Below are 17245 nucleotides of genomic sequence, written 5' to 3'. Positions count from 1 at the left end.
GGGGAGGGTGCTTTTTACGCCGTACCGGGCCTGCGGGCGCGGTGACAGGCTCAAAAGGGAGGAAAGCCATGAACATCACACGCAAACTGACATCCGTGCTCACCGTTGCGGTTGCCGCCGTCGGTATCTTCGCCGGCGCTGCCTCGGCGGACGCGCTGGAGGATATCAAGAGCGCGGGAACGCTCGATGTCGGTATCTTCTCCGACTTCCCGCCGTTCTCCTCCGCCAGCGCGGATATGAGCATCAAGGGCTATGACGTGGATGTGGCGCAGAAGATCGCCGACGCCCTCGGCGTGAAGCTCAATCTCGTCGGGATCACCGGCCAGAACCGCATCGCCTATCTCAACGACGACCGCGTCGATATCCTGATGAGCGTCGGCTACTCCAAGGAGCGCGCGGAAGCGATCGATTTCGCTGCGGCCTACGCGCCCTACTACATCGCGGTCATCGGCCCTGCCGATCTCAAGGTTGCCGGCAAGGAAGACCTCGCCGACAAGACGATCGCCGTCAATCGCGGCACGCTCGAGGACACCTCGCTGACCGAGGCTGCCCCCGCATCGGCCACGATCCAGCGGTTCGAGAACTACAATGCCGTCATCCAGGCCTTCATCTCGGGCCAGACCCAGTTGATGGTCGTCGGCAACGATGTCGGCGCGCAGGTGCTCGCCCGCCAGGACCAGTTGAAGCCCGAGCAGAAGTTCCAGCTTCTGACCTCGCCGTCGCATATCGCAGTGCGCAAGGGCGAAGAGGGGCTGAAGAAGGCGGTCGACGACGCCATCGCCAAGATGGTCAGCGACGGCACGCTCGATGCAAGCTCCAAGGAATGGCTCAAGACGCCGCTCAACCCCGAGAACCTGAAGGACTGACGCGGCCTTTCGCACCCATCGGCTTGGAGAGGTCGCCATGAAATACGCTCTGGATTTCACCTGGCTCTGGGGCAGCCTGGGGGCCTTGGCTTCGGGTGCGGCGATGACGCTGTTGCTGATTGCCTGCACCACGGTTTTCGGCCTGACGATCAGCATTCTCGGCGCCGCCGCGCGCCGGGGACGCTATCCGTGGCTGCGCAAACTGGTGGGCGTCTATGTGGAAGTCATCCGCAACACGCCCTTCCTCGTGCAGCTCTTCTTCATCTTCTTCGGCCTGCCGAGCATCGGCGTGCGGCTGGATCCGATGGTCGCGGCGATCCTCGCCATGACCCTCAACATGGCCGCCTATACGATCGAAGTGGTGGGTGCCGGTCTCGATGCCGTCCCCAAGGGGCAGAGGGAAGCGGCGACGGCGCTCGGCATGCGGCCGAGACTCGCCTTCCTCAAGGTCGTCCTCCCGCAGGCGCTGGCCATCATCTACCCCGCGCTGACCAGCCAGATCATCATCATGATGCTGGAATCGGCCGTCGTCTCGCAGATCTCGGTGCGGGAACTCGCCCAGGAGGCCGACCTGCTCCAGGCGCGCACGTTCCGCTCCTTCGAAACCTATCTGGTCGTGACCCTCATCTATCTCGCCCTGTCGGCCGCGGTTCGCCGTGGAATGATCCTGTTCGGGCAGCGCATGCTGGGAGCCGGCGTAAAATGATCGAGTTCACCTTCTGGGATATCCTGCGCAACCTGCTGTTCGCCACGCGCTGGACGGTGCTGCTATCCGTGGCGGCGTTCGTCGGCGGGGCGGTCGTGGGCGTTGCGATTCTCTTTGCGCGCATTTCTGTGGCGCGGTGGGCACGGCGCTTCGGCGCGGGCTATATCGCGCTCTTCCAGGGCACGCCGCTGCTCATGCAGCTCTTCCTGATGTTCTTCGGGCTGCCGATGCTCGGGCTGCGTATCGAGCCGTGGACCGCCGCCGTCTGCGGGCTGACCTTCTATGCCAGCGCCTATCTCGCCGAAATCTGGCGCGCCGGTGTCGAGGCGCTGCCGCGCGGGCAATCGGAGGCTGCGGCGAGCCTCGGCCTGCACCGGCTGCAGGAGCTGCGTCTCGTCATCCTGCCGCAGGCCTTCCGCATTACGCGCGCACCCGTCGTCGGCTTCCTGGTGCAGCTTATCAAGAGCACGGCGCTCGCCTCCATCCTCGGCTTCGAGGAACTGCTGAAGACGGCGAACGCGATCAACAATGCCACCTTCGAGCCCTTCAAGGTCTATGGCCTTGTTGCGGTTATCTTTTTCCTCCTCTGCTACCCGCTCACGCAATATGCGCGGATGCTCGAGGGAAAGACCGCCTTTCGCTGATTGGCGTTCGGCTTGAAGGAGAGACAACACGAATGGCCAACCGGGCCCAGGTGAAACGGACGACGATGCCGTGCCGTTTTCATGGCTAGAGGGCGGCCGATACCACTGAACGAAACACAGGCTTTGCGCCCCTGCGGGCGCTGAGAGGCGATGAACCATGCCAGATACCCGTCTTACCACCGGCGAATACCTTGTCCGCCTTCTGGAATCCTATGGTGTCGAACTCATCTTCGGCATTCCCGGCGTCCATACGGTCGAGCTTTACCGCGGCCTGCCGGCCACGAAGATTCGCCACGTCACGCCGCGCCATGAGCAGGGCGCGGGCTTCATGGCCGATGGCTATGCGCGCGTGACCGGCAAGCCGGGTGTCTGCTTCATCGTCACCGGCCCCGGCATGACCAATATCGCCACCGCCATGGGGCAGGCCTATGCGGATTCGGTGCCGATGCTGGTCATCTCGGCGGTCAATTCCCGTGATCAACTCGCCATGGGGCAGGGCCGCCTGCACGAGCTGCCCGCCCAACGCAACCTCGTCGCCGGCGTCGCGGCCTTCAGCCACACGCTGCTCGATCCTGCCCAGCTTCCCGAGGTGATGGCGCGCGCCTTCACCGTGTTCAATTCGGCGCGCCCGCGCCCCGTCCATATCGAAATCCCGCTCGACATCATCGTTGCCGAGGCGCAGCATCTCTCCACCGATGCCTGGCCGCTGCCGTGCCGCGCCGCGGCCGATCCCGCCGCCATCGCGAGGGCCGCAACGATCCTCAAGGGAGCGAAGCGCCCGATGATCGTCGCCGGCGGCGGCGCTGCCGATGCCGCCGCGGAGATCACCGCCATCGCCGAAAGGCTCGATGCCCTCGTCTTCATGACCATCAACGGCCGCGGTATCCTCAAGCCCGGCCATGCGCTGACCATGACCGGCAATCTCGGCATGCCACCGCTGCTCGACGCACTTGCCGCCAGCGACGCCATCCTCGCCATCGGCACCGAATTCGGCGAGACGGAGATGTATCCCGAGCCGAAGCCGCTTTCCTTCGGTGGCCCGCTCATCCGCATCGACATCGACCCGGCGCAGATCGTCACCGGGCTTCGCGCCGATGTGCCGATTGTCGCCGATGCGACGCTCGCCGCCGCGAGCCTTCTTGCCGCGCTCAGCGAAACCCGCAAGGCCGGCGATGGCGCAGCGCGCGCCCGAGCCGTGCGCGAGGCGGTGGCCGCCGGTCTCTGGCCGGCCTGCCGCACGCATGGCAAGCTGATGGAGATCGTCGCCAGAGCGCTGCCCGATGCGATCGTCGCAGGCGACCAGACCGAGCCGGTCTATGCGGTGAACCAGATCTACCAGGCGCCGCAGGTGCGCTCGTTCTTCAATTCCTCCACCGGCTACGGCACGCTCGGTTATGGCTTGCCTGCTGCCTTCGGTGCCAAGCTGGGCGCGCCGGACCGCCCCTCCGTCTGCCTGATCGGCGATGGTGGGCTGCAATTCTCGGTGCAGGAGCTTGCAAGTGCCGTGGAGGCGGGCATCGCGGTGGCCGTCATCATCTGGAACAATAGCAGCTATGGCGAGATCAAGACCTTCATGGCCGAGCGGGACATTCCGCAGATCGGCGTGGATATCTTCACGCCCGATTTCCTCGGCCTTGCCAGGGCACTCGGCTGCGAAGCCTCGCGCCCGGCGTCGCTTGCGGAGTTCGAAAGCGAACTGAAGGCGTCGGTCATCCGCAAGGTGCCGACCGTTATCGAGATTCGTGCCGGTTCGCCGTTCGCCGAGTCGCTTGCGGCATAGGATCCATCGATTTTGAGAGGCGAGCCTTCCTGATCTGGCCTCCGCTGTCGAAGCGGAGGCCGTGCGCTCCTGAGGAGGGCGCTTTGTTATCAGAATTCTTCCCAGCTCTCCGCCTTCAGCGCCGTGTTGCCGGCGATGCGCGGTCGGCTTAGACCCATGCGCTGCGGGGCGGGCTGCGCCTGGCGGGCCTGATGGCCGAGGGTGAAGCGGCCGATCAGGCTGCGCAGCTTCTCGGCTTGCGCGACAAGCGTGGCGGAGGCGGCGTTGGTTTCCTCCACCATGGCCGCGTTCTGCTGGGTTGTCTGGTCCATCTGGTTGACGGCGGTGTTGATTTCCGAAAGTCCAACGGACTGCTCGCGGGCCGAGACGGCGATGGCCTCCATATGCTGGTTGATCGTCGCCACATGGCTGCCGATTGCCTGCAGCGCATCGCCGGTCTCGCTGACCAGCGTCACGCCGCTCTTCACCTCTGCCTCCGAGTTGCGGATCAGTCCCTTGATTTCCTTCGCCGCCTGCGCCGAACGCTGGGCAAGCTCGCGCACCTCCTGCGCCACGACGGCGAAGCCCTTGCCGGCTTCCCCGGCGCGTGCTGCTTCCACGCCCGCATTGAGGGCGAGCAGGTTGGTCTGGAAGGCGATTTCGTCGATGACGCCGATGATGCTGGAAATCTGTTGCGAGGATTGCTCGATCCGCTGCATGGCGTTGACGGCGTCCGCGACGACCCCGCCGGAATGGGTCGCCGCGCCGTTCGCTTCCGCCGCTACGGCGCGGGCTTCCTCGGCCCGGCGCGTCGAGTTCGTCACATTGGCGGTAATCTCGTCCAGCGCGGCGGCGGTCTGCTCAAGCGATGCCGCCTGTTGTTCCGTGCGCCTGGAGAGGGAATCGGCCCCGGTGCTGATTTCGCGCGTCCCGGTGTCCATCTCGTCGACGGACTGGGCGACGGCGCGTAGCGCCTCGCCGAGCTGGTCGACCGCGGCATTGAGGTCGTTGCGCAATTCCTCGAAATCCGGTGCGAAGGGTTCGGTGAGCTGGAAGGTCAGGTCGCCGGCCGCGAGCCGGCGCAGGCCCCCGGCCAGCCCGGAGGTCGCCTCCCGCAGGCGCTGCTGCGCGGCCGCCTCCGCCTCTTCCTGCAGGCGTACCCGGTCGGCTTCGGCCTGAAGGCGGGCAGCTTCGGCTTCCTTTTCCAGCATGCGCTTTTCGATGGCCGACTGGCGGAATATCTCCACCGCGCCGGCAATGCTGCCGATCTCGTCCTTGCGGGTGCGGAACGGCACCGTGAAATCCGTCATGCCACCGGCAAGCGACTGCATGATCGTCGTGATGGCGGTCAGCGGGCGCGAGACACCGGCGATGATGATCCAGAAGGAGAGGGCCGAGACGGCGAGTGCGACGATACCGAAGACCGCGAGCAAAACGAGGTTGAACTGCTTGCTGGCGCTCGCCTTGGCGAATTCCTCTTCGCCGACGCGGGTCTGCAGGTCGATCAGCGACGCCACATAGGTCCCGATCGGGTCGATGGTGGGGTAGAGCCGCGTTTCCACATAGGTGTCGAGCGCGGCCTTGTCCTGCGCCTTCATGATGGCCAGCAGTTGGCCGATGCTGTCGGCCTGCTTCTGCATCTCGGCGGTCATCTGGCTGGCGAGCGCGCGCTCCTCATCGGTAAGGTAGGTTGCGGTATAATCGCTCCAGAGCTTTTGGATCGTCGCCACCGCCTCCGTGTTCAGCCGGTGCCCTTCTTCCCAGGAGAGCGCGCCGCTCCGCACCTTGTGGGCCGTATCGACGATGTTCACCGCGTAGAGATCGCCCACCTTCTTCAGATGCGCGGCGGGGATCAGCCGGTCGATGACAATCGTGTTCATCGAGGCGGACATGGTGTTGAGGACCAGGTAGGTCGAGGAGATGGCGCCGGCGAGCAGCAGCGTCAGGAAGAGCGTCACTGCACCGAGTTTCGTCGATATCTGCATGGAGAGGCCTGCCGTTCTGGAGATCTGGACAGGACGAGGGTAAGAGGATTTTATTTAAGTACCGATTAAAATTAGAAATATATAATTAAGGGTTGTGTTCATTTCGTGGGGGCCGCCCAGACGCTGTGGCGGGCGGGCGGATGTACCGTCCGCCCGGGCCGAGCGATCAGGCCGGCGCTGTATGCGGCGGCGGCATTTTATCGAACCGTGCCATCCCCTCGGGAATGGGATGCCAGGCGGGCGCCGATACGCAATAGATGTGGAGCATGGGCCCCAGATCCGCGCTGTCGTCGAAGGCCCCGACCTTGACGGTCATGAAGGGCGCGCTCTCGGGGATGCTCCAGAGCGGGGTTCCGCAATCGGGGCAGAAGGCGCGCTGCACCGCGCCGCCGCTGTCTCCCCGGTCGCAGAACAGTTTTGGCGCGCCACGCGCGACGCTGAGCGCGCCCTTCGGCAGAAGCGCGACGTAGTTCGGCCCGCCGCCCGAGAATTTCTGGCAGTTGGTGCAGTGGCAGGCGCCCGTGCCGAGCGGCGCGGCCCCGGTGGTAAAGCGGATGGCGCCGCAGGCGCACCCTCCTTCGCGATTCATGGCAATCTCTCCTTGCTGGTGGAGCCTGCCTCTTGTCACAGGCCTGCTGCCACCGTTATGGCAGCAGCATGGCAGGAGGCGAGGTCATGAGGCGAACCGAGCGGCTTTTCCGCATCATCCAGACATTGCGCGGCGCGCGGCGGGCGATGACCGGCCGCGAACTGGCGGGCGAGCTTGAGGTTTCGCTGCGCACCCTCTACCGCGATATCGCGGAACTGATGGCCCAGCGCGTGCCCGTGCGCGGCGAGGCCGGCACCGGCTATGTCCTCGACAAGGGATATGACCTGCCTCCGCTGATGCTGACGCCGGACGAACTCGAGGCCGCCGTTCTCGGCGCAAGCTGGGTGGCGGCGCGGGGCGATGCCCAACTGGCGCAAGGTGCGCGCGACCTGATCGTCAAATTGACCGCGGTCGTGCCTGCGGCGTTGCGGCCGATCGTGCTCGATGCGGGCCTGAAACCTGTCAGCATGACGCGGCAGCCGGTCGAGACCATCGACCTTGCGGAGCTGCGCCATGCCATTCGCGACCGGCGGAAGGTCGCCATCACCTATGTCGATGCGCAGGGCGCGGTGAGCGAACGGGTCATCTGGCCGATTTTCATCGCCTATATGGATGCGGTCCGCATCGTCGCGGCTTGGTGCGAGGCCCGGCAGGACTATCGCCATTTCCGGACGGACCGCCTGCAGCGCATATCGCCGACGGATTCGACCTATCCATCCTCCCGGCGCGACCTGCTGCGGGACTGGAAGGCGCGCAACGCCATACCGCTTCCCTGACCGGGCATCCGGGTCTTCATGAGGCCCCCACGGCTCTCCTGCGGGTCAGCCTCACGCAACCTACCCGCGACACGGTGCCGGGAGTGGCGATACGCGCGATCCTGAAGGCAGTTCATCTTGGTGCATGACGACGATCCTGGCGACCATCTCTGGCGGTTCAGCAGTTCCGGCGGCCCGATCGCCGACGCCCTGGTGCTGGACGAAGGGGGCCTTGTCCTCAATCACCGGCATCATAACGAGACGTTCTGGTTGCGGCACGACGATGCCATCGTGCTGATGAACGGCGACCGGCAACCGACCTCCGTGCTCAGCCGCGTATCGGACAGCCGGTACGAAGGGCCGGTCCTGCCCGCGGCGCTGGGCTGGCGGCCGGGGCTGGTGCATATTCTGGAGAAGACCGGGCTGAACTATCCGACGGGCTTTGCCTGGACGGAGGGCTGCACGGCGTTTCTCAAGCGCAATCGCATCTATCTGCGCGTTGGCGGGCAACATGACAATGTCTATGCGCCGGGCGAATTCATCCCGTTCATGGCGCCGGTCTTCGTCGAGCCTTACGTGACGCTGCCATTCCGCTCCTTCATCGAGATGGGCGCCTATAGCTATGTCGTCGGGCCTGTCCGCGGCAATCTCTCCATCGGGCGGTATTGCAGCATCGCCGGCAATCTCCAGCTCATGGGAGACAGCCATCCGATGGAGCGGCTCACGACACATCCGTTCACCTACCACCAGGATTTCGTGGATATCGCCCGCGATGATTACGGTCGCGGCTTTCTGCCGGAACCGTACAGCATCAACGATGCGCCGGTCACGATCGGAAACGATGTGTGGATCGGGGAGGGCGTTCTGATCGCGCAGGGCGTGACGATCGGCGACGGGGCGGTCGTGGCGGCGCGGTCGGTGGTCACGAAGGATGTGCCGCCCTACACGATTGTCGGGGGCGTGCCGGCAAAGCCCATCCGCAAGCGTTTCGATGCCGGTCTGGTCGATCTCCTGCTGGAGACGAGATGGTGGGATTTCAACTACATCGACCTGCCTCCCCACTGGTCGGATCCGAAGCGGATCGTGACCGAACTGGTCGAGAAGGAAGCGGCGGGCGAGATTGCGCGCTGGAAGCCGAAGCGCATCGATCTTGCGCTCTCGCTTTTCAAGGCATCCCTTCGCGGCTGAAGGCTCATCGGTGGCGCTCCCCGGGGGCCGGTAACCATATATTCAAGAGATCGCTGCACTGTCCCGGGCAGGAGACCGGTGATGGCGAAGAAGACGGCGAGACGGAAGAAGAGCGGCGGCGCGAAGCGCGGTTCGGCCCGGCGGGGTGGCATGGCGCACTGGTATGTGCTGGGCGCGGCCATTATCGGCGGCGTCCTCTATATGGATCACCGGACGCCGGGGCCGGAGAGCGCGGCCACGGGCATCCGCACGGCTTCCATCGAGCGCCGGGAGGCGAAGGCCGAGCGCGATGCGGCGGCGGTGCGGCCTAAGCCGAAGCCCGCCGCGCGGGTCGAGCAGGCGCTGCCCGCGCCGGAAAAGCTGCCGGCCTTTTCGGGCAAGTGGTTCATCTGCACGACGCAGACCGATTATTGCGTGCTCGACGGTAGCACGATCCTCTATGCCGGTCGCAAGGTGCGGCTTGCGGATATCGATGCGCCGTCGATATCCGGCGCGCGCTGCGAAGCCGAGCGCTCGCGCGGCGGCGACGCCAAGCTGCGGCTGCGCGAAATCCTGAACGAGGGCGATATCACGCTCGTCGCGGCGAAGGACAGCGCTGCCGCAAAGGCGGGAGCCTCGCCGCATCTCGTGCTGCGCGACGGGCAGTCCATCGGCCCCCGGCTGGTGCGCGAGGGCTTTGCGAAACCCTGGACCGGGCGGCATCGATCCTGGTGCGGTTAACGCATGCTTTTTGCCTTGCGCGCGCTGTGTCTTTCCGGCACAAGCCAGACGCAAGCCTTCGTCCCTAAGCTTTCCTTTACCGGGATGGTGCCGGCTGGAAAGGGACAATGACATGTCGAACGACCTCGAGCGCTACAGCGATCCGGACAATGCAACGGTCGCTCTCTACCTTCTCGAAAACGACGCGGACGAGCTGACGGACATTCTGGTGGCCGCGCTGGATGAGGCTTTCCGCATCCTTGAGGGCGAAGCATCGCCTGCGACCGTCCACTGAGCGCTGAACGAAAGAGGGGCCTTCGAGGCCCCTCTCGCTTTTCGGGCGATTGACGATCCTCAGCCTGCCGCCACGGCCTGCCGCTGCACGCCGAGGCCGGCGATGGAGACTTCCATCCGGTCGCCGGGCTTCAGGTAACGCGGCGGCTTCATGCCCATGCCGACGCCGGGCGGGGTGCCGGTCGTGATGACGTCGCCGGGCTCGAGAATCATGAACTGGGAGATGTAGTGGATGAGGAAGGGCACCTTGAAGACCATGGTGCTCGATGAGCCGTTCTGCACCAGTTCGCCGTTGACGCTGAGCTTCATGGCGAGGTCGCCGGTGTCCACCTCGTCCGTCGTAACCAGCCAGGGGCCGATGGGGCCGAAGGTCGGGCAGCCCTTGCCCTTGGTCCACTGGCCTCCGCGCTCGATCTGGTAGGCGCGTTCCGACACGTCGTTGCAGACGCAGTAGCCGGCGACATAATCCAGCGCATCCGCCTCCGAGACGTAGGAGGCGCGCTCGCCGATGACGACGGCAAGCTCCACCTCCCAGTCGGTCTTTTCCGAACCGCGCGGAATGAGCACCGTATCGTCGGGGCCGACGATGCAGGAGGGGGCCTTGTTGAAAAGCACCGGCTCGGAGGGAACCGCCATGCCGCTTTCGGCGGCGTGGTCGGCATAGTTGAGGCCGACGGCGATGAAATTGCCGACGCGGCCGACGCAGGCGCCGAAACGACTGCCTTCCGGGGCGAGCGGCAGGCTGGCGGGATCGATGGCGGCAAGGCGCGCGCGGCCCTTGCGGCCGAGCACGTCGCCGGCAATGTCCGGCACCACGCCGGAAAGATCGCGCACCTTGCCGTCCGCGTCGATCAGTCCGGGCTTTTCCGCGCCCGCCGCGCCAAAGCGCACAAGTTTCATCCTGTCCTCCATTGTTGCCGGCATCGCCGATTTCTGTTGCGCGCAGCTTCCATCCGGTTTTACATCGAGTCAATGATTTTCGAAAATCTTCCATATCTTATAAAATAGGTGAAGCCGATGGAGCAGAAGCGGGCAGGGGGAAAGACGCTTGCGGCCGACGCCTACACGGCGATCCGCCAGACGATCCGCTCGGGAACCTTCAAGGCGGGCGACCGGCTGCGCTTCGCCGACCTGCAGGCGCTGTGCGGCATGAGTGTGACCCCGGTGCGCGAGGCGCTGGCGCGGCTGACGGCGGAAGGTTTTACGGTTCTGGACGATCACCGCGGCTACAGCGTCGCAAGCCTTTCCCTTGAGGAGCTGCGCGATATCACGGCGGCGCGGCAGCTCTGCGAGGGCGAGGCGCTGCGCCTGTCCGTGACGAAGGGGGATGCCGACTGGGAGGCGCGGGTGGTCGCCGCCCACCACCTGATGACGCGCATTCCGCAGGCGCGCGAGGATATTCCCTCCGTGATGCGGGAGGATTGGGAGGCGCGGCACGCGGCCTTCCATGCGGCGCTGGTTTCGGCCTGTGGGTCGCCCATTCTTCTGGATATCTGCGAAAGGCTGTTTTCCCGCGCGGATCGCTACCGGCGTCTGTCGGTGAGCCTTTCGGGCGGCGCGCGGGATGTGGAGGGCGAGCATCGCCAGATCATGGAGCATGCGCTGGCGCGCGACGCTGAAGGCGCGGCGGCGCTGCTGCGCGCGCATTATGGCCGAACGGCCGCCGCGCTGGAAGCTTTCTTCGCAAACGAAAACGGCGGCCCCGCATAGAGGGGCCGCCGTTTCCTTGAACAGTGTTCTGCCGGTTTACTTGCTGGCGACCGTTTCCGCTGCACCGATCTCCGCGCCGCCGCCGATGGCGACATTGAGCGCCACATAGTCGCGGGCGAGCTGGCGGATCGCCGCGGCGAGCGACAGACGGGCCGAGGCGACGTTGCGCTCGGCATCGAGCACGTCGAGGATGGTGCTTGCGCCGCCGCGATAGCTTTCGCGGGCAAGTTCCAGCGTCTTCTCGTTGGTCTGCACGACCTTGCGCAGCGCAGCCACCGTCTGGCCGTCGCGGATGAGCGCGCTCTGGGCGTTCTCGACTTCCTCGACCGCGTTCAGGACCGTGGACTTCCAAGTCAGGTACTGCTGCTCGGCCTGCGAGCGGGCGACCTTGACGCGTGCGCGCAGTTCGCCGCCGTTGAAGATGGGCAGGGCCAGCGACGGGCCGAAGGACCAGCTCGTCATGTTGGTGACGCCCGGATTGGTGAAGACGCGCGAGGCGTTGATCGAGCCGCCGAGCTGGATGCTCGGATAAAGGTTCGCCTCGTTGACGCCGATCTGCGCCGTCGCCGCCTGCAGGCGGCGCTCGGCCGCGCGGATGTCGGGACGGTTGCGGATGAGGTCGGCCGGCACGCCGGTGCGCGTCGTGTAGCGCGGCATGGGCTGGGCGGAACCCTTCGTCAGGCTGGCCGTGACGGTGCCCGCGGGTACGCCGAGCAGGGTCGCGATATGGTTGGCGGCCTGAAGGAAGCCGGCTTCCAGGCCCGGCAGTTCCGCCAGCGTCTGGTTCACGAGGCCTTCGGTCTGCAGCACGTCGAGGTTGGAGGCGGCGCCCGCCTCGCGGATCTCGTTCGTCAGCTTCAGGGTTTCGCGACGCGATTCGAGGTTCTTGCGGCTCAGCGCCAGCGCTTCCTGGAAGTAGCGGGCGTTCACATAGCTCGAGACGAGGTCGGACAGATAGGCGAGGCGCGCGACATTGACGTCGTCATAGGCGGCATCCAGCGAGGCGGTCGCCGCTTCCTTCGCACGGCGGTACTGGCCGAAGAAGTCGAGCAGCCAGGAGGCATCCGCGCCGCCGGTTATCGTCCGGCGGTCCTGCGCATTGTGGCCGCCCTGCGCGGTCGCGTTCGCGCCGACGCCAAGGCTCGGCAGGCTGCCGGCGCCCGCAATGGTGACGCTCGCCTCGGCCGCCTCGATGCGCTCCAGCGCGGTCATGACCGAGAGGTTTTCTCCGAGGCCTTCATGCACGAGCGCGTTCAGGCGCTTGTCGCGGAAGGCTTCCCACCACGGATTGAGCGCCACATTCTCGGCGCTCGTGGCCTTGCTTTCGGTGAATTTCGCGGGAAGGGCGGTTTCCGGCTTCTGATAGTCGGGGCCGACGACGCAGCCTGACAGGAGAAGCAAGCTTAGCGGAAGAAGCGTCCTGGTGAAATTCATGAGTCTATCCTGTCGGCCGTTTGGCGTGCTTAACGCAAAAAATCTCTGATTCACTCTTTATTTATGTTTGGGGCCGAGGGCGAGCCTCCGCCAGAAAAAAGAATGGTCCCATAGCGTTTTTTTCCCCGTTCGCGATCGGGGTGTGACCGCGGCGCAACGGGAATGCGCCGCGAGGCGTCGTTTTCCTGCGCGTCCTGCGCAAGTCGACCCCCGCCCGCTGCGCCGCCGGGTTGCGTCACGGCTTTTCCCCGGAATGTCCGTCTTCGCGACATATTTTCCTGAAAAATGCTGCATGCGCGAAAACAATTTTGCGATTCGCAATTGTCACACAAATCTTGCGGTAATTTATTCCAAGATTCCGGGGATTCCATTGACAAAGAGAGGAGAGTCGATTATGTGTTTGAGCATCGCATGAGAGGGCCGCATGCGTATCGTTTCGGCCCTATCCTGACGCGTTCCTTTTTAGCGTCAGCGCCAACCAGAGGGAGTGTGTCATGTACGATATCAACTGCATCGCCTCCGTGCGTGTGGCGTACTCCTGTCGTGAAACGGTTACAGGGAAAGTGCATACGGCTCCGTGCCGAATGTGATCTGAGTTCCCCTATCGATTAAGCGCAAGTTTGAATTGGCTGTGCCTTCGGGTGCGGCAGGAGTTGTTATGCAAAAGCAGGTTATCGAAATCGGTGGTGAAGCCGTCGGCGTCGTCGTTCCGGATGAGGATCGGCTGAAGTTCGTTGCCGTCAAATATTCCGTGTGGGACCTGGATTCCCAGCGCTTTTCCTCGGCCGACGAGGTGCGCGCGGCGATCCGTCGTCTCCTCAACGATCCGTCCGCCGCACGGCGAGCGATGCGCCCGGCCAATATCGCGGCCGCCTGAACCCCAAATTCCCATGCGCCGGCGCATCCGTGCCGGCCCGGCCGGCCCTGCATGCGCGGGGCCGGTTTTGTTTTGTGCCTCCGTTCCACACCGCATGGGTGGGGCGATCTCGTCTTGTGAAGCCAATCCGGTCCAGCATTGGCTTGGACGGTTTCGTTTTGTGAACAATGCATTCACCCCGCGCCGGCTGGCGGGGCCGGCCAAATCCTGATTGGGTGCTTGCGAAAGGAGGTGCCCCATGACCAGCGGCATCCATCACATCACGGCCATCACCCGCAAGATCCAGGCGAATGTGGATTTCTACGCGGGTTTCCTCGGTCTCCGGCTCGTCAAGCGTACGGCCGGTTACGAGGACGCCGACCAGCTTCATCTCTTCTATGGCGACGCGGCGGCAAGCCCCGGCTCGCTGATCACCTTTCTGGCCTGGGAGGACGGTTCTCCCGGCCGGGTCGGCCTCGGCCAGCCCTCGGAGATCGCCCTTGCCATCCGGCCCGAGGCGATCGGCTTCTGGCTGACGCGCGCGCTGACGCGGAACATCGCCATGACCGGCCCCGCGCAGGAGTTCGGCGAACCCGTGCTGCGGCTGAAGGACCCGGACGGCATCATCGTCAAGCTCGTCGGGCAGGCGGGCGTGGAAGGTCCCGCGCCGCATGTCACGAAGGACATTGCGGCGGGGGATGCGATCCAGCGCATCCGGGGCGCGACGATCCTGTCGGAAAAGCCGGCGGAGACGGCGGGCTTCATCGCCGGCCATTTCGGCTTCCGGCCGGTGGCCGAGACGGATGGCGTCACCCGGCTCGCCGGTGAGGCGGGCGACGTGCTCGACATCCGCAATGCCGGCGGGTTCTGGACGTCCGCGCCCGGTATCGGCACGATCGACCATGTCGCGCTGCGTGCGCCGGACCGGGCGGCCGTGGAAGCGATCGCCGGCCGGCTGGCGGCCGAGGCGGCGGGCGACACCAACATGCACGACCGCACCTACTTCTACTCGCTCTATGTCCGCGAGCCGGGCGGCTCGCTCGTCGAATATGCGACGGACGGCCCGGGCATGACGGTCGACGAGCCGCTGGAGACGCTCGGCACGCGGCTGTTCGTGCCGAGGCATTTTCGCGCCGACCCGGACGACGTCCGGGCGCGGCTTCCGCAATTTTCCCTGCCGGGAGAGGAAAGAATGACCGAACGAGACCTGCCTTTCATCCACCGGGTTCACCGCCCGGAAAATCCTGACGGCACCGCCGTCGTGCTGCTGCATGGCACCGGCGGCAACGAGACCAGCCTGCTGCCCTTCGGCGCGCGGCTTGCGCCCGATGCCCTTCTGCTCAGCCCGCGCGGGCGCAGCACGGACGAGGGCTATCCGCGCTTCTTCCGGCGCCTGACGGCTGTGACTTTCGACCAGAAGGACATCGTCCAGGAAGCGGAGGCTTTTGCGGCCTTCATGGAGGGGGCGAACGCAGCCTACGGGCTCGACCCGGACAAGACGCTGTTCGTCGGCTATTCCAACGGGGCGAACATGATCGGCGCGATCATGCTGCTGCATCCGGGCCTCATCCGCAACGCTGTGCTGCTGCGCGGCATGAACGTGCTGGAGACGGTGCCGCAGGCCGATCTTGCCGGTGCGAATGTGCTGATGGTCACCGGCCGGTCCGATCCCTACGGCCGTTATGCCGGGGAGCTTGAGGCCGCGCTGACGGCGGCCGGCGCGACGGTCGAGAGCGAGTTGCTGGCCGCGGGTCACGATATCGGCATGGCCGATCTGGAACTGGCCAAGGCCTACAGGGAGCGGGTGATCGGCTGATCCTGCCGGTGGGACAAGGAAAAGGGCGCGTCGCAGGACGCGCCCTTTTCGTTTCGCTCAGCGCCGGTGTTCGGCGGCGAAGGCGGCAAAGCCGGCGATGAAATCGCGCAGCTTCCTCTCGGTCGCCTCGTCGGCGATCCGGCCGTCCTGAATGACCGTGCCGGCGCGCGAGACCATCAGCTTGGCGCCGAACCACGGCACGGTGCCGAGCGTGCGCATGACGGGAAGCCAGGCTTCCTGCGAAAGCAGCGTGCCGAAATTGCCGGGCGAGGCGCCCGTGATGGCGAAGGGCTTGCCGCCGAAGACGCGGGCGATGTCAGCGGACGGGCGGCTCATCCAGTCGATGGCGTTCTTGAAGACGCCGGGAATGCCGTTGTTATATTCCGGCGTGAAGAGGATGACGCCGTTCGCCGCCGCGACGAGGTCCTTCAGCGCCATCACCGCTTCGGGTATGCCGTCCGCGGCCTCCACGTCGCCGTCATAGAGCGGAATGCCGCGGATCGAGCCTTCCACGATTTCGGTGCCTTCGGGCGCCATGGTCAGGGCGGCGCGCAGCAGCGCCGTGTTGAAGGAGCCCTTGCGCAGGCTTCCCGAAATTGCCACCAGTCTCGTCATGTCGCATCTCCTCATGGGCATGGAAAAACCCCGGCGGACGGTGGTGTCGCGCCGGGGTTCGGGTTCAGGTCAGGCGAGGGGCTTCAGCCGGGCCTCGATCTGCGCGCGGCGCGGCTCGAGGAAGGGCGGCAGCGACAGGCTCTCGCCGAGGGTTTCGAGCGGTTCGTCCACGGCGAAGCCGGGGCCGTCCGTCGCGATCTCGAAGAGGATGCCGTTCGGCTCGCGGAAATAGAGCGAGCGGAAGTAGAAGCGCTCGACCTCGCCGCTGGAGGGCAGGCGGAAGCCGCGCAGGCGCTCCGTCCAGGCATGCAGCGCCTCCACATCCGGTGCGCGGAAGGCGACGTGGTGTACGGCGCCCGCGCCCTGATGGGCGGCCGGCAGGTCCGGCTCGACGGCGACATGCAGCTCGGCCGCCGGGCCGCCGTCGCCCATCGAGAAGACATGGACCTCGCCCGCGCCTTCCGGGTTGGGATAGGTGGCGGTCTCCTTCATGCTCATCACCTCCGTCAGCACCAGCGCCGTGTTGCGGATATCCGGCACACTGAGCGTGATCGGGCCGAGGCCCTTGATCTGGTGCCCGGCCGGCACCGGGCTTTTGCCCCACGGATTGGAGGGCGCGCCGGCATCGTCCACCGTCAGGCGGAAGCGCTGGCCTTCGCCGTCCTCGAAGTCGAGCGTGGCGCGGCCGCCGACATCGCGGATATCGCCGGCCTTGACCTTGAGGTCGGAAAAGCGCGCCTTCCACCATTCGAGCGTCGAAAGGCTGGCGACGCGCAGGCCCGTGCGCGAAACGCTGTGCGTGCCGCGCCGCTCATGGCCCACCGGCCAGTCGAAGAAGGTGAGGTCGGAGCCGGGGGAGGCCAGACCATCGGCGTAGAAGAGGTGGTAGGCGCTGGTGTCGTCCTGGTTCACGGTCTTCTTGACGAGGCGCAGGCCGAGGGTCTGCGTGTAGAAACGCAGGTTCTCCGCCGCATTGGCGGTGATCGCGGTCAGGTGGTGGATGCCCGTAAGCTGCAGGGTCATGGTAAGCTCCTCTCCGGAACCGTCCGGGGCGTTCGTGCGTGCCCCGAGCCGGGGCCTTGCGTTGGAGCGAATATCGCCCCTCGGCGGCGTTCCCGGAAGGCCGGCGAGGGCGAACGGATCGTTCATTTTTCCTGAACGATGGCCGGTCATTCCGTCTTGTCGGGCATCGTCAGGATTTTATTGTTTCGTAAACCAGCTATCCCTTAGGCTTCGTCCCGCGAAATGACTTCGTCTCTGTTTCGCCGCGCCGTCGGCATGTTCCGCCATTTCCGATGAATGCCGGTGCGGGCTTTCTCGCCCCCGGAC

General features: G+C 65.5%; 17 protein-coding genes. 11 read left to right on the top strand and 6 right to left on the bottom strand.

All coding sequences use genetic code 11. The features are described from left to right. The first annotated feature begins 68 nt into the window (after positions 1-68). From K8M09_RS12965 to K8M09_RS12950, 4 genes are all read left to right on the top strand, one after another. Positions 69-866: a transporter substrate-binding domain-containing protein gene (locus K8M09_RS12965; protein WP_160786372.1), complete on the top strand. Its 798-nt coding sequence runs from the start codon at positions 69-71 to the stop codon at positions 864-866. A gap of 37 nt (positions 867-903) precedes the next feature. Then, positions 904-1572 (top strand): amino acid ABC transporter permease, encoded by a 669-nt coding sequence (locus tag K8M09_RS12960; RefSeq protein ID WP_160786371.1) that lies wholly within the window; start codon positions 904-906, stop codon positions 1570-1572. Beyond that, entirely contained in the window at positions 1569-2216 is a 648-nt protein-coding gene (locus tag K8M09_RS12955) for an amino acid ABC transporter permease (protein WP_160786370.1), read from the top strand. The genes K8M09_RS12960 and K8M09_RS12955 overlap by 4 nt, the downstream gene beginning before the upstream one ends. Before the next feature lie 157 nt (positions 2217-2373). Continuing rightward, entirely contained in the window at positions 2374-3996 is a 1623-nt protein-coding gene (locus tag K8M09_RS12950) for a 5-guanidino-2-oxopentanoate decarboxylase (protein ID WP_160786369.1), read from the top strand. 89 nt (positions 3997-4085) lie between these two features. On the opposite strand, the gene K8M09_RS12945 is transcribed toward K8M09_RS12950, so the two are convergent. Continuing rightward, positions 4086-5960 (bottom strand): HAMP domain-containing methyl-accepting chemotaxis protein, encoded by a 1875-nt coding sequence (locus K8M09_RS12945; protein WP_160786368.1) that lies wholly within the window; start codon positions 5958-5960, stop codon positions 4086-4088. Positions 5961-6126: 166 nt separating this feature from the next. After that, positions 6127-6549 carry a GFA family protein gene (locus K8M09_RS12940; protein WP_160786367.1) on the bottom strand — a complete coding sequence of 141 codons (423 nt, stop codon included), beginning with the start codon at positions 6547-6549 and terminating at the stop codon, positions 6127-6129. 86 nt (positions 6550-6635) lie between these two features. On the opposite strand from K8M09_RS12940, the gene K8M09_RS12935 reads away from it, so the two are divergent. From K8M09_RS12935 to K8M09_RS12920, 4 genes are all read left to right on the top strand, one after another. Beyond that, the gene (locus K8M09_RS12935; RefSeq protein WP_160786366.1) at positions 6636-7325 is read left to right on the top strand and encodes a helix-turn-helix transcriptional regulator; all 690 of its coding nucleotides are present in this window, start codon (positions 6636-6638) and stop codon (positions 7323-7325) included. 120 nt (positions 7326-7445) lie between these two features. After that, positions 7446-8492, top strand: coding sequence for a CatB-related O-acetyltransferase (locus K8M09_RS23725; protein WP_324256113.1), 1047 nt, complete (start codon positions 7446-7448; stop codon positions 8490-8492). A gap of 81 nt (positions 8493-8573) precedes the next feature. After that, the gene (locus tag K8M09_RS12925; protein ID WP_160786365.1) at positions 8574-9212 is read left to right on the top strand and encodes a hypothetical protein; all 639 of its coding nucleotides are present in this window, start codon (positions 8574-8576) and stop codon (positions 9210-9212) included. Positions 9213-9324: 112 nt separating this feature from the next. Further along, positions 9325-9486, top strand: a complete 162-nt coding sequence (locus K8M09_RS12920; protein ID WP_170299502.1) for a hypothetical protein — start codon at positions 9325-9327, stop codon at positions 9484-9486. A 59-nt stretch (positions 9487-9545) separates the two neighbouring features. On the opposite strand, the gene K8M09_RS12915 is transcribed toward K8M09_RS12920, so the two are convergent. Further along, positions 9546-10385 (bottom strand): fumarylacetoacetate hydrolase family protein, encoded by an 840-nt coding sequence (locus tag K8M09_RS12915; RefSeq protein WP_160786364.1) that lies wholly within the window; start codon positions 10383-10385, stop codon positions 9546-9548. Between the two features lie 117 nt (positions 10386-10502). Between K8M09_RS12915 and K8M09_RS12910 the strand changes: the two genes are divergently transcribed. Beyond that, positions 10503-11195, top strand: a complete 693-nt coding sequence (locus K8M09_RS12910) for a GntR family transcriptional regulator (RefSeq protein ID WP_160786363.1) — start codon at positions 10503-10505, stop codon at positions 11193-11195. Positions 11196-11231: 36 nt separating this feature from the next. On the opposite strand, the gene K8M09_RS12905 is transcribed toward K8M09_RS12910, so the two are convergent. Continuing rightward, the gene (locus K8M09_RS12905; RefSeq protein ID WP_160786362.1) at positions 11232-12629 is read right to left on the bottom strand and encodes an efflux transporter outer membrane subunit; all 1398 of its coding nucleotides are present in this window, start codon (positions 12627-12629) and stop codon (positions 11232-11234) included. 658 nt (positions 12630-13287) lie between these two features. Here K8M09_RS12905 and K8M09_RS12900 point away from each other — a divergent pair. Then, the gene (locus tag K8M09_RS12900; protein WP_160786361.1) at positions 13288-13506 is read left to right on the top strand and encodes a glycosyltransferase family 1 protein; all 219 of its coding nucleotides are present in this window, start codon (positions 13288-13290) and stop codon (positions 13504-13506) included. Between the two features lie 238 nt (positions 13507-13744). Continuing rightward, the gene (locus K8M09_RS12895) at positions 13745-15301 is read left to right on the top strand and encodes a VOC family protein (RefSeq protein WP_160786360.1); all 1557 of its coding nucleotides are present in this window, start codon (positions 13745-13747) and stop codon (positions 15299-15301) included. A 57-nt stretch (positions 15302-15358) separates the two neighbouring features. Here the strand turns inward: K8M09_RS12895 and K8M09_RS12890 are convergent, their stop codons facing one another. Continuing rightward, entirely contained in the window at positions 15359-15916 is a 558-nt protein-coding gene (locus K8M09_RS12890) for an NADPH-dependent FMN reductase (protein ID WP_160786359.1), read from the bottom strand. Positions 15917-15985: 69 nt separating this feature from the next. Then, positions 15986-16939 (bottom strand): ring-cleaving dioxygenase, encoded by a 954-nt coding sequence (locus K8M09_RS12885; protein ID WP_160786358.1) that lies wholly within the window; start codon positions 16937-16939, stop codon positions 15986-15988. Between the last annotated feature and the right edge of the window lie 306 nt (positions 16940-17245).

The sequence above is a fragment of the Shinella zoogloeoides genome (assembly GCF_020883495.1).
Classification (GTDB): domain Bacteria; phylum Pseudomonadota; class Alphaproteobacteria; order Rhizobiales; family Rhizobiaceae; genus Shinella; species Shinella zoogloeoides.
Note: the sequence above shows the minus strand (reverse complement) of the source record. Positions and strands in the feature narration are given on the sequence as shown.

Bases quoted from the DNA above. Each gene is read 5' to 3' on its own strand.
- K8M09_RS12900 (WP_160786361.1), top strand. From the start codon at position 13,288: ATGCAAAAGCAGGTTATCGAAATCGGTGGTGAAGCCGTCGGCGTCGTC.
- K8M09_RS12920 (WP_170299502.1), top strand. From the start codon at position 9,325: ATGTCGAACGACCTCGAGCGCTACAGCGATCCGGACAATGCAACGGTC.
- K8M09_RS12950 (WP_160786369.1), top strand. From the start codon at position 2,374: ATGCCAGATACCCGTCTTACCACCGGCGAATACCTTGTCCGCCTTCTG.
- K8M09_RS12925 (WP_160786365.1), top strand. From the start codon at position 8,574: ATGGCGAAGAAGACGGCGAGACGGAAGAAGAGCGGCGGCGCGAAGCGC.
- K8M09_RS12945 (WP_160786368.1), bottom strand. From the start codon at position 5,960: ATGCAGATATCGACGAAACTCGGTGCAGTGACGCTCTTCCTGACGCTG.
- K8M09_RS12910 (WP_160786363.1), top strand. From the start codon at position 10,503: ATGGAGCAGAAGCGGGCAGGGGGAAAGACGCTTGCGGCCGACGCCTAC.
- K8M09_RS12885 (WP_160786358.1), bottom strand. From the start codon at position 16,939: ATGACCCTGCAGCTTACGGGCATCCACCACCTGACCGCGATCACCGCC.
- K8M09_RS12935 (WP_160786366.1), top strand. From the start codon at position 6,636: ATGAGGCGAACCGAGCGGCTTTTCCGCATCATCCAGACATTGCGCGGC.
- K8M09_RS12960 (WP_160786371.1), top strand. From the start codon at position 904: ATGAAATACGCTCTGGATTTCACCTGGCTCTGGGGCAGCCTGGGGGCC.
- K8M09_RS12895 (WP_160786360.1), top strand. From the start codon at position 13,745: ATGACCAGCGGCATCCATCACATCACGGCCATCACCCGCAAGATCCAG.
- K8M09_RS12890 (WP_160786359.1), bottom strand. From the start codon at position 15,916: ATGACGAGACTGGTGGCAATTTCGGGAAGCCTGCGCAAGGGCTCCTTC.
- K8M09_RS12965 (WP_160786372.1), top strand. From the start codon at position 69: ATGAACATCACACGCAAACTGACATCCGTGCTCACCGTTGCGGTTGCC.
- K8M09_RS12955 (WP_160786370.1), top strand. From the start codon at position 1,569: ATGATCGAGTTCACCTTCTGGGATATCCTGCGCAACCTGCTGTTCGCC.
- K8M09_RS12940 (WP_160786367.1), bottom strand. From the start codon at position 6,549: ATGAATCGCGAAGGAGGGTGCGCCTGCGGCGCCATCCGCTTTACCACC.
- K8M09_RS12905 (WP_160786362.1), bottom strand. From the start codon at position 12,629: ATGAATTTCACCAGGACGCTTCTTCCGCTAAGCTTGCTTCTCCTGTCA.
- K8M09_RS12915 (WP_160786364.1), bottom strand. From the start codon at position 10,385: ATGAAACTTGTGCGCTTTGGCGCGGCGGGCGCGGAAAAGCCCGGACTG.